This window comes from Alistipes megaguti (assembly GCF_944320325.1).
GTDB classification, from domain to species: domain Bacteria; phylum Bacteroidota; class Bacteroidia; order Bacteroidales; family Rikenellaceae; genus Alistipes; species Alistipes megaguti.
Window position 1 is genome coordinate 1 of the sequence record NZ_CALUHA010000051.1, and the last position, 10,207, is coordinate 10,207.

General features: G+C 61.6%; 10 protein-coding genes. 6 read left to right on the forward strand and 4 right to left on the reverse strand.

Annotated elements, in window-relative coordinates; all coding sequences use genetic code 11:
* The 3 genes from PUQ42_RS09890 to PUQ42_RS09900 form a co-directional block, all read left to right on the forward strand.
* Positions 1-793 (forward strand): NHL repeat-containing protein (locus tag PUQ42_RS09890; protein WP_475652132.1); only part of this gene is annotated, 793 nt, incomplete at its 5' end.
* A gap of 68 nt (positions 794-861) precedes the next feature.
* Positions 862-2,175 (forward strand): histidine phosphatase family protein, encoded by a 1,314-nt coding sequence (locus PUQ42_RS09895; RefSeq protein ID WP_162992889.1) that lies wholly within the window; start codon positions 862-864, stop codon positions 2,173-2,175.
* A gap of 42 nt (positions 2,176-2,217) precedes the next feature.
* Positions 2,218-2,784 (forward strand): RNA polymerase sigma-70 factor, encoded by a 567-nt coding sequence (locus PUQ42_RS09900; protein ID WP_273373330.1) that lies wholly within the window; start codon positions 2,218-2,220, stop codon positions 2,782-2,784.
* 86 nt (positions 2,785-2,870) lie between these two features.
* Here the strand turns inward: PUQ42_RS09900 and fmt are convergent, their stop codons facing one another.
* From fmt to PUQ42_RS09920, 4 genes are read right to left on the reverse strand one after another with little or no spacing between them, the layout of a single operon-like run.
* The gene (fmt, locus tag PUQ42_RS09905) at positions 2,871-3,851 is read right to left on the reverse strand and encodes a methionyl-tRNA formyltransferase (protein ID WP_273373331.1); all 981 of its coding nucleotides are present in this window, start codon (positions 3,849-3,851) and stop codon (positions 2,871-2,873) included.
* Positions 3,852-3,854: 3 nt separating this feature from the next.
* Positions 3,855-5,078: a bifunctional 3,4-dihydroxy-2-butanone-4-phosphate synthase/GTP cyclohydrolase II gene (locus tag PUQ42_RS09910; RefSeq protein WP_087309266.1), complete on the reverse strand. Its 1,224-nt coding sequence runs from the start codon at positions 5,076-5,078 to the stop codon at positions 3,855-3,857.
* On the reverse strand, positions 5,071-6,579 hold the full coding sequence (locus PUQ42_RS09915) for an LptF/LptG family permease (protein ID WP_087309267.1): 1,509 nt from the start codon (positions 6,577-6,579) through the stop codon (positions 5,071-5,073). Before PUQ42_RS09915 ends, PUQ42_RS09910 begins: the two co-directional genes overlap by 8 nt.
* Positions 6,563-7,408: a metal ABC transporter permease gene (locus PUQ42_RS09920; protein WP_087309268.1), complete on the reverse strand. Its 846-nt coding sequence runs from the start codon at positions 7,406-7,408 to the stop codon at positions 6,563-6,565. Before PUQ42_RS09920 ends, PUQ42_RS09915 begins: the two co-directional genes overlap by 17 nt.
* 98 nt (positions 7,409-7,506) lie before the next feature.
* Between PUQ42_RS09920 and mtaB the strand changes: the two genes are divergently transcribed.
* The 3 genes from mtaB to PUQ42_RS09935 all read left to right on the forward strand — a co-directional run.
* Positions 7,507-8,817 (forward strand): tRNA (N(6)-L-threonylcarbamoyladenosine(37)-C(2))-methylthiotransferase MtaB, encoded by a 1,311-nt coding sequence (gene mtaB / locus PUQ42_RS09925; RefSeq protein WP_087309269.1) that lies wholly within the window; start codon positions 7,507-7,509, stop codon positions 8,815-8,817.
* 92 nt (positions 8,818-8,909) lie between these two features.
* Positions 8,910-9,722, forward strand: a complete 813-nt coding sequence (locus tag PUQ42_RS09930; protein ID WP_087403973.1) for a hypothetical protein — start codon at positions 8,910-8,912, stop codon at positions 9,720-9,722.
* A 6-nt stretch (positions 9,723-9,728) separates the two neighbouring features.
* Positions 9,729-10,207 (forward strand): potassium transporter TrkG (locus PUQ42_RS09935; RefSeq protein WP_273373336.1); only part of this gene is annotated, 479 nt, incomplete at its 3' end.

The following is a 10,207-nucleotide window of genomic DNA, read 5'->3' on the forward strand; positions in this document are numbered from 1 at the left end:
CGGCGGTGTGGGAATGTTTGCCATCCGGCGCATGGACCAGTCCTACCACGTCACGACGCTCTGTACGAGTTCGCTGCTCAACTATCCGTGGGGCGGAGACTTCGCGCCGTCGGGCGATTATTATGTGGCCAACAAGGGGAACAACAAGGTGTTGCGGGTGACCTCCGACGGCTCCTGCAGCGAATACCCGATTACGGGGGCGACGCTCAACAATCCGATGTGCGTGGCCTTCGGCGCCGCGGGCGAGATGTACGTCGCCAGCCGCGACGCCAACGAGATTCTGAAGATCGATCTGGCCACGGGGGGTGTCCAGGCGCGTTACGAGGTGAAGATGCCCGAGTCGATGGATGTCGATGCCGAAGGCCGCGTCATCGTCGGGACCAACAATGCCTATTACCTCTATCAGATCGACACCGACGGTTCGGTCAGCACGATAGCGGGCAACGGTACGGCCCCGTCGGGCTCCAGCTATTCCGACGGCGAGGGGGATCTTTCCACGGCGACCATCGGCATGGTTGGAGGCGTCTTCTGCGCCTCGGACGGCTGCATTTACTTCACAGACCGAACGGCCTTCACCGTGCGCAAGCTCACGCCGGCGGCCGATGGCAGCTATGCCGCCGGAACGCTCGAGACGTTGGCGGGCGTGGCCGGAACCAAGGGCGTCACCGACGGGACGAACACCACGGCCACCTTCTCCTACCCGGCCGGTATCGTCGTCTCCGACGACTGCTCGGACATCTATGTTGCCGACGGTTCGGGCTCGCAGCGCATTCGCCGGCTGCGCCTTCGTTGAGTGTTATTTGGGGGGGACGGGGTGCGCATGAGGCGTGCCCTGCCCTCCCGTTCATCAGAGCTGGAATCATGAAAAAACTGCTTATTCCCTTGTTGGCGGTCCTGGCTGCCGCCGATGTCCGGGGCGGAGTTCCGACTCCGGAGCGGATTGCCGCCGATCCGTCGTGCGTGCGGTTCGACCTGTCGCTCTACCCCGAGTCGGAGATCGGTCCCGAGACGCCTCCGCCGGCGGGTTATGCGTTGTGCTACATCGCCCACTACGGACGTCACGGCTCGCGCCTGTGCAGCGTGGAGAGTGACTACACTACCCCGCTTGCCACGCTTGAGGCGGCCGAACGGCGCGGCAGCCTTACCCGCAGCGGTACGGAACTGCTGGCCTCGCTGCGGATCATCTCTGCCGAGGCCCGTCTGCGCAGCGGCGAACTGACTCCCGCCGGCGCCGAACAGCATCGGGCCCAGGCGCGGCGCCTGTCGGATCGCTGCCGGGATCTTTTCCGCGACGGCACCCGCATCGAGAGCCTCAGTTCCACCTCCCGGCGGTGCATTCTCTCGATGACGGCCTTTTGCGAGGAGCTTAAGGCGCGGTATCCCGGACTTGTGATCACGCACGAGGCCTCGGAACGGAGCTATCCGCTGGTCTACGCCTTCGGGAAGGATCCCGATGATCCGGCCCGATACGCAGCCTTCGACAGTGTGCGTCATACGGTGCTGTACCGTTCGCTCATGCGGGAGCCCGACAGCGCCACGGTGCATGCCGGGGCGATGGTCGGCCGGATCATAATCGACGCCGCGACGCTGTCGGCCTCCCGACAGGTGGCCCTCACGCGCCAGATCTACAAGATCGCCAATTCATTGGCCGGATCGACCTGCGCGGATCTGGATCTCTACCGCTATTTTACCCCCGAGGAGCTCTATGCCCAGTGGCGCTATGCCAATTACAAGCTCTATCTGCTGTGCGGTCCGTCGGCGCAGTTCGGGGCGTGGATTCGCTGCATGGCCTCGCCCGTGCTGCGCTACGTGATATCGTGCTGCGACCGGGCTCTGGAAACGGGTGACCATGCGGCGTCGCTGCGCTTCGGCCACGACAATACGCTCATGGCGCTGGGGGTGCTGCTCGGTGTGGAGGGGCTCGATCTGCGGACATCCGATATCGACACGGTCTCGGCCCGTTGGTCGGCCGGCGACTACACGCCGGCCGCAGGGAATCTGCAGCTGCTCTTCTACCGTCACGCCACGACGCGGCGGGTGCTTGTCAAACTGCTCTGGAACGAAAACGAGGTGCGGATTCCCCTGCCGGCGGTCACGGGACCCTATTATGCGTGGGACGATTTCCGCGCCTACTGTCTCGATAAAATGGAGGAGGCTGATTTATGTTACCGATAGTTCGGACTTTTTTTGCTATCCTTGCACAGACAAACCCACGCGATGTCCTTACCCAACGATAAGCAGTTGCTGCGCCGGCTCAAGCGCGGAGACAAGGAGAGTTTCAACGAACTTTTCGAGATCCGCTATACGCGTTATCTGACCTTTGCCAAGCGGTTGCTCCACGATGCGACGGCCGCCGAGGATGTGGTTCAGAATGTCTTTATGCGTCTGTGGATCGGCCGGGCGCAGATCGACGAGGATCGTTCGGTGGACAACTACCTGCTGGTCAGCGTGCGGCATGAGATCTTCAACTACCTGCGGCTGCGCTACAATGCCCGGCGGCGGGATATCGACCTGCCGGATCTGGAGGATCGCCAGACGGATGTGGAACAGAGCTATACGCTCAAGGAAACGGAGCTTCGCATCCGACAGGTCATCGACCGGATGCCGCCGCAGCGCAAGGCCATTTTCGAGATGAGCCGTTACGGCAACCTCACCAATGCCGAGATTGCCCGCCAACTCAACCTTTCGCAACGCACCGTGGAGAAGCACATCGAGCAGGCGCTCAAACAGTTGCGGACGACCATCAACATCTCGATCGCTGCGTTGGTCATGCAGCTCTTCTGATCGCTGCATCTGGCCTGCAAAGCGCAAAAAGGGCATCCTTCTGCAAGGATGCCCTTTTTGCGGATAACGGTGCAGGATGCCTCCGGTCACTGTTTTTCGAACCGATACTGCTGCACGTCGCGCCAGCCGAGGAGCAGGTCGTGTGCCGTGAGCCGCTTCTTGCCGGCGATCTGCAGCTCCCCGAGGCGGATCCAGCCGTCGGCACACGCCACGCGGATGAAGCTCCGCCCGTCGCTTTCGACCGTGCCGCAGGCGATTCCCGCATGGTCTGCCGCCTCGAACTTCGCCGCGAAGATCTTGGCCGTCAGCGCCTCTTCGCCCGAACCCTCGCGGTACATCGCCGTCCAGGCGGCCGGATAGGGCGACAAGCCGCGGATGAAGTCGACGATGCGCTTGCCGGGCTGCGTCCAGTCGATGCGGCAATCCTCCTTGAAGATCTTCGGCGCCGGATGCAACGTCGATTCGTCGATCCCCTCCTGCTTGATCGGTTGGATGTCTCCGGCCGCGATGCGTTCGACGGTCTCCAGCACCAGACCGGTTCCGATCTGCATCAGCCGGTCGTACATCGTGCCGATGGTATCCTCTTCGCCGATCGGCACGCGGATCTGCCCGATGATGGCCCCCTTGTCGATCTCGTGGTTCAAGAGGAAGGTCGTGACGCCGGTTTCGCGCTCGCCGTTGATGATGGCCCAGTTGATCGGGGCTGCACCGCGGTATTGCGGCAGCAGCGAGGCGTGGAGATTGAAGGTTCCCAGCCGGGGCATGTCCCAGACCACCTCGGGCAGCATGCGGAAGGCGATGACGATCCCCAGATCGGGCTTCCAGGCCTGCAGGGCCTCGATGAATTCCGGATCGCGCAGCTTGACGGGCTGCAGTACGGGAAGTCCCAACTCACGGGCGGCGATCTTTACGTCGCTTTCGTGCAGCCGCTGACCGCGGCCGGCGGGTTTGTCGGGCGTCGTGACGACCCCCACGACGTGGTAGCCACCGGCGACCAGTGCCCGCAGCGAGGGTACGGCAAACTCGGGCGTACCCATGAAGACGATGCGCAACTCCTTGCCGCTCATATACTACTCCTTTTTCAGCCCCAGCGTATGGTGCATGCGCTCCTGCTTGGTTTCGAGATAGTGTTCGTTGTAGGGGTTCGGGGCGATGACGATCGGGACGATCTCGTCGATGCAGAGTCCGTAGCCCTCCAGCCCGGCGCGTTTGAGCGGGTTGTTGGTCATCAGCCGCATGTGGCGGATGCCCAGTTCGCGGATGATGCTGGCTCCGACGCCGTAGTCGCGCTCATCGGCCTTGAAGCCGAGCTTGAGGTTGGCGTCGACCGTATCGAATCCCTCGTCCTGGAGTTTGTAGGCGTGGATCTTGTTGCAGAGTCCGATGCCGCGTCCCTCCTGGTTGAGGTAGATGACGGCACCCTTGCCCTCCTTTTCGATCATCTGCATGGCGCGGTGCAACTGCTCGCCGCAGTCGCAACGGTACGATCCGAAGATGTCGCCCGTGGCGCACGACGAGTGGACGCGCACCAGCACGGGTTCGTCCTCCGTCCATTCACCCTTGGTCAGGGCGACGTGCTCCAGTCCGTTTGACTTCTGGCGGAAGGGCGTGATTTTGAAATCGCCCCATTCGGTAGGCAGCGGTACGGTAACCCCCTTTTCGATGATCGACTCCTGCTTCAACCGGTAGGCGATCAGCGAGGCGATCGAGATGATCTTCAGTCCGAACTTTCGGGCCTTCTCCTGCAACTGGGGCATGCGGGCCATCGTGCCGTCCTCGTTCATGATCTCGATCAGCGCACCGGCGGGCTGCAGCCCGGCCAGACGGGCCAGGTCGACCGCCGCCTCTGTGTGGCCCGGACGACGCAGGACGCCCTTTTCACGGGCGCGCAGCGGGTTGATGTGTCCGGGGCGTCCCAGGTCGGTGGGTTTGGTCGAGGGGTCGGCCAGCGCACGGATCGTGGCGGCGCGGTCGTGGATCGAAACCCCCGTGGTGCAGTCGTGGCCCAGCAGGTCGACCGTCACGGTGAAGGGCGTTCCCAGCAGCGAGGTGTTGTTCTCCTCCATCATGTTGAGGCCCAGCTCCTCGCAGCGCTTCTCGGAGAGCGGGGCGCAGAGGACGCCGCGACCCTCCTTGAGCATGAAGTTGACGATTTCGGGGGTGATTTTCTCCGCGGCGATGATGAAGTCACCCTCGTTTTCGCGGTCCTCGTCATCGACAACGATGACGATTTTACCGTTGCGGAAGTCCTCGATGACCTCCTCCACACTGTTCAGTATCGTCTCTTTAGCCATTGCGTTTATTGCGTTTTTTGATTTTTATCCGATTTTTCCATTTTCCGAATCTCGGTCCCAGCCAACCCTCCACGCGATCCTTCATGGCCTTGACCTTGCCGGCATACCAGTCGGTGTCGAGCAGTGCGGAGTCATTCGTGGCCTTGTAGGTGAGGTAGACGGCGATGGGTGTGAGGATGAACGTGGAGATCCACATGCCGTAGATGGCATCCCACGTACCCTCCTTGGCCATCTTCTCGCCCGTGAGGCTGATGACGTAGTAAATCACGAAGAAGATCACCGACACGACCACCGGAAGTCCCAGACCGCCGCGTCGGATGATGGCTCCGAGCGGTGCGCCGATCAAGAAGAAGATCAGGATCGACACCGGGAGCGAGATTTTGCGGTGCCACTCGATTTTCGAGCGGTACAACTGGTTGAGGGCCTCCTTGGCCGTCGATTCGTCGAAGGCGAACATGTTGCGGGAGTTCTTGGCCAGCGTGCGGGCCTGGTCCCAGACCTTCTCCTTTTCGCGGGTCGGGAGCCCGGGCAGAGAATCCGTGGCCAGCAGGTCGCGGAAATGGCTCTTGTCGATCTTCAGACTGTCGGCTACGGGCAGCACCGTATTGTCGCGCACGAAGATCTGCTCCTTGAGCAGCGGTTCGTAGGAGGTTGTCGTGGCGTCGTTGACGCGGATTTCGAGCGAATCGATGTCGTGCTGCAGTTCGTGGATGTTCTTGGTCTGGGCGTTGGAGAACATGTCGGCGTCGGAGCGTCCCATGGCGAAGCCGTCCATCGGGATGACCTGCTTCTGCAGGTCGAACGTATGGTGGCGCAGGACGCTCTTGGTGAACCACTGGCTGTTGCGGGTCTGCTCGTAGGTCTGGCCGTGGAAGAGCGTCACGAGCAGGTACTTCTTGTCGTCCGACAGGCGGATGTAGCCCGAATCGGCGACGATGGTGTTCATGTTTCCGTTCGAGGCGCGGTTGTCGTAGATCAGCACGTCGGTCAGCAGATGGGTCTCGGGGTCCTGGTGTCCGACGCGGATCGACATGTTGTCGATGCCGTTGAAGAAGAGTCCGTCCTGGAATTCGAGGCTCTGCTTCTGCTGGCGGATGTCGTAGATGATGCTGAACATCTTCTTGTTGGAGTACGGCACCAGGTTGTTCGAGATGAAGAAGCTGCCCACGGCGACGATTCCCACGACGATGATCAGCGGCTGGGTGATCCGGACGAGCGACATGCCGGCCGACTTCATGGCCAGCAGTTCGTAGTTTTCGCCCAGGTTTCCCATGGTCATGATGGCGGCCAGCAGCATCGAGAGGGGCAGCCCCATGGGGATCATGTTGGCCATGGCGTAGGACATCAGTTCGATGATGATTCCGGCGCTGAGGCCCTTTCCGACCAACTCGTCGATGTATCGCCACACGAAGTTCATCATCAGCACGAACATGACGATGAAGAACGTGAGGACCATGGGGCCCAGATAGGCTTTCAGGACGAGTTTATGAATGGTCTTCATGCGCGTGAAGCGGTTTTTTCTGCGACAAAGATACGAGTTTTACCGAAACGAGTGCCACGGTGAGCACAAATATTATGGCGGCGCCGGGCGGGACCTCGAGGTGGTAGCTGAGAATCAGGCCGGCGACGTTCCCGGCGACGGCGACGATCGGGGCCGTGAGGGCGATCGTCCGGTACGAGCGGGCCAGGGTGTTGACGATCACCACGGGCATCGTGAGCAGCGAGATGAGCAGGACGATACCCATGATGCGGATCGAGAGGACGATGGCCGTGGCCACCAGGGCGGCCATGACGTAGGAGATCACACGGGTGGGGATGTTGCGCGAGCGGGCGAAGTCGCGGTCGAAGGCGACGTACATCACGGGGCGCAGCCACAGCAGGGCCCCGATCAGGATCAGGGCCGTGAGCAGGGCCAGGGCCCGGACGTCGGTATCGGTGACGGTGATGATGCTGCCGAAGAGGTAGGCGGCCAGGTCGCCCGACGTGTATCCGGGACGCAGGCTCATGAACAGGGCGCCGACGGCCATGCCGATGGACCAGATGATGCCGATGGCGGAGTCTTCGCGGATGCGGCCGCGCGAGCCGGCCCACTCGATGCCCAGGGCCGAGAGTACGGCGAAGATCCAGGCGCCGACGATGGGGTTCGTGCCGGCCCAGAAGGCGATGCCCAGACCGCCGAACGAGGCATGGGTGATGCCTCCGGCCAGGAAGACCATGCGGCGGCAGACGACGTATGTACCGATCAGTCCGCACGTTATGCCCGAGAGGATGCAGGCCGCGAGTGCGTTTGAGAGGTAGCCGTATTGGAAGACGTCGCTGAAAAACTCCATTTTTGGTTTATATAGCGTGCAAATTTACGCTTTTTTATCGGAAAAGCCTCCTTCTTTCGGAGGGATTTCGTAATTTCGTGCCGTAAAATAAGGAATTCATGCAACCTCGAAGAGTCAATTTTCATACGTTGGGCTGCAAGCTCAACTTTTCGGAGACATCGACCCTGGCGCGGGAGTTCGAGCAGGGGGGCTTCGTGCGTGTGGCGCCGACGGCCGAGGCGGACATCTGCGTGATCAACAGCTGTTCGGTGACCGAGCATGCCGACAAGAAGTGCCGCAATCTGATCCGCAAGCTCCACCGCCGCAACCCCGATGCGATCATCGCCGTAACGGGGTGCTACGCCCAGTTGAAACCGCAGGAAATCGCCGATATAGAAGGTGTTGATATCGTGTTGAGCAACAATGATAAGGGAGATTTATATAAACGGGTGGTTGAACTGTCGGGCAAGGGCCGTGCACAGGTCTACAGCTGCGATACCGATTCGCTGACGTCGTTCTTTGCGGCCTTCTCGAGCGGCGACCGCACGCGGGCCTTCCTCAAGGTGCAGGACGGCTGCGACTACTGCTGCTCCTACTGTACGATCCACTACGCCCGCGGCGCGAGCCGCAACATGCCCATCGCCGATCTGGTCGAGGAGGCGCGGCGGATTGCCGCCGGCGGTCAGCGCGAGATCGTCCTCACGGGGGTCAATACGGGTGATTTCGGCCGTACGACGGGCGAACGCTTCATCGACCTGCTGCGGGCGCTGGTCGAGGTCGAGGGGATCGACCGTTTCCGCATCTCCTCGATCGAGCCCAACCTGCTGACCGATGAGATCATCGACTTCTGCGCTCACAATCCCAAGATGATGCACCACTTCCACATTCCGCTGCAGAGCGGTTCGGACCGCATTCTGGGGCTGATGCGCCGCCGCTACACCTCGGCACGCTTTGCCGACCGCATCGCCTCGGTGCGGCGCGTGATGCCCGACGCCTTCATCGGCATCGACGTCATCGTCGGCTTTCCCGGCGAGACGGAGGCCGATTTCCGCACGACGTACGACTTCCTGGCCGATCTGAAGCCCGCCTTTCTGCACATCTTCCCCTTCTCGGAGCGTCCCGGCACGCCGGCCGTCGATCTGCCCGGCAAGGTGCAGCCGTCGGTGGCCACGCGCCGTGTGGCCGAACTCGAGGAGCTCTGCAACCGGCTCCACGGCGAATTCTGCGCCCGGGCCGTCGGTACCGAGGACGAGGTGCTCTTCGAAAGCACGCGCCGCGGCGGCATGATGTTCGGCTTCACGGGCAACTACCGCCGCGTGAAGGCCCCCTACGACCGTTCGCGCGTCAATACGATCTGCCGCGTGGCCCTCGGCGAGATGGATGCCGCGCACGATCTCGAAGGACGGATTCTCGACCCCGCAGAGGCGTAGATGGCGGGCCCGGGGCAAAAATCTCCCGCGAGATTGGCTTTTGCGCCCGACTTTTCGTATCTTTGCCGGAAAGTTAAGATCCTGTTAAAGTTATGACCGGTTTGCGTAAACGGGTGACGGTTGGTTTTCTGAGCATCGTCTGCCTGCTGTTTTTTTCCGGGATGGTCTCGTTGCTCGAACTGGGCCATCTGAGCCGTGATACGGGCGAAATCCTCAAGGCCAATGCCCGCAACATCGAGCTGGCCAAGGAGATGCTCGATGCCGCCCACGAACAGAACATGGCCCTGATCCGCCTGTCGGTCTTTGGCGACCGGTCGCGCGACAGCGTCTGCCGCGCCTGCATGGACCGGCTGGAGAATACGCTGCTCGTGGCCCAGAACGAAGCCCTCGACAAGACGTTCCTCGATTCGCTGGCCTTCGCCACCACCGAGATGCGTATCGTCACGGACAACTACCTGGCCTTCGGCGATTTGCGACAGAGGGACTCCCTGGCGGCCGTACATAGCCCGGCTTCCGCCGCAAACCGCCCCGATTCGCTGGGTATCAAGTGGTACAACGAGGAGTACGAGGCCCTCTACGGCCGGCTGACCGATGCCATCAAGAACTACATGACCTCGACACAGAGCTCGCTGGCGCCGCGTGCCGAGCAGATGAAGAAGAATGCCTACCGGGCCGTGACTCCGGTGCTGATCTCCGTGGCGGTGATGATTGCCATCGTGCTGATGCTCTTCTATTTCATGTTGCTCTACTGCGTCACGCCCATCGAACGCATGAACAGGAGTCTGGGCGACTGGCTCTCATTCCGCATCCCGTTCAACGTCAAGGGCGACCTGAAGGACGAGGTCCTCGAACTCAAGGAGCGCATCGAAACGCTCATCAACCAGTCGAAACAACCCAAAGCCTGATCCGCGATGCGTGTCGAAGTGGTACTGCGATATATCGGTGTCGTGATGCTGTTCATCGCGATGTTCATGCTGCTCTCGGCGGGAATCTCCTATGTGAGCGGCGTGGACTCGGCCTTTTATCCCCTGCTGCTCTCCTCGCTGCTGACGGCCCTGCTGGGGGCCTTCCCGCTAATCTTTGTCGGCCCCTGCACGCAGATCACCAACAAGGAGGGTTTCTGCATCGTCGTCGGAGCCTGGCTGGTGGCCTGCGTGGTGTCGATGTTCCCCTACCTGATCTGGGGCGGGGAGTTCACGTTGGTCAACGCCTGGTTCGAGAGTGTTTCGGGGTTGACGACCACCGGCTCGACCGTTCTGAACGACGTCGAGGCACTGCCCCGCGGACTGCAGTTCTGGCGCTTCTCGACCACGTGGATCGGCGGTATGGGCGTGGTGATGTTCGCCCTGGTCGTCCTCCCCTCGATGGGCCGCAGCAAGATGATGCTCTC

Coding starts and splice junctions, on each gene's coding strand:
- PUQ42_RS09900 (WP_273373330.1), top strand. CDS start 2,218: ATGTCCTTACCCAACGATAAGCAGTTGCTGCGCCGGCTCAAGCGCGGA.
- fmt (WP_273373331.1), bottom strand. CDS start 3,851: ATGAGCGGCAAGGAGTTGCGCATCGTCTTCATGGGTACGCCCGAGTTT.
- PUQ42_RS09910 (WP_087309266.1), bottom strand. CDS start 5,078: ATGGCTAAAGAGACGATACTGAACAGTGTGGAGGAGGTCATCGAGGAC.
- PUQ42_RS09930 (WP_087403973.1), top strand. CDS start 8,910: ATGACCGGTTTGCGTAAACGGGTGACGGTTGGTTTTCTGAGCATCGTC.
- PUQ42_RS09920 (WP_087309268.1), bottom strand. CDS start 7,408: ATGGAGTTTTTCAGCGACGTCTTCCAATACGGCTACCTCTCAAACGCA.
- PUQ42_RS09895 (WP_162992889.1), top strand. CDS start 862: ATGAAAAAACTGCTTATTCCCTTGTTGGCGGTCCTGGCTGCCGCCGAT.
- PUQ42_RS09915 (WP_087309267.1), bottom strand. CDS start 6,579: ATGAAGACCATTCATAAACTCGTCCTGAAAGCCTATCTGGGCCCCATG.
- mtaB (WP_087309269.1), top strand. CDS start 7,507: ATGCAACCTCGAAGAGTCAATTTTCATACGTTGGGCTGCAAGCTCAAC.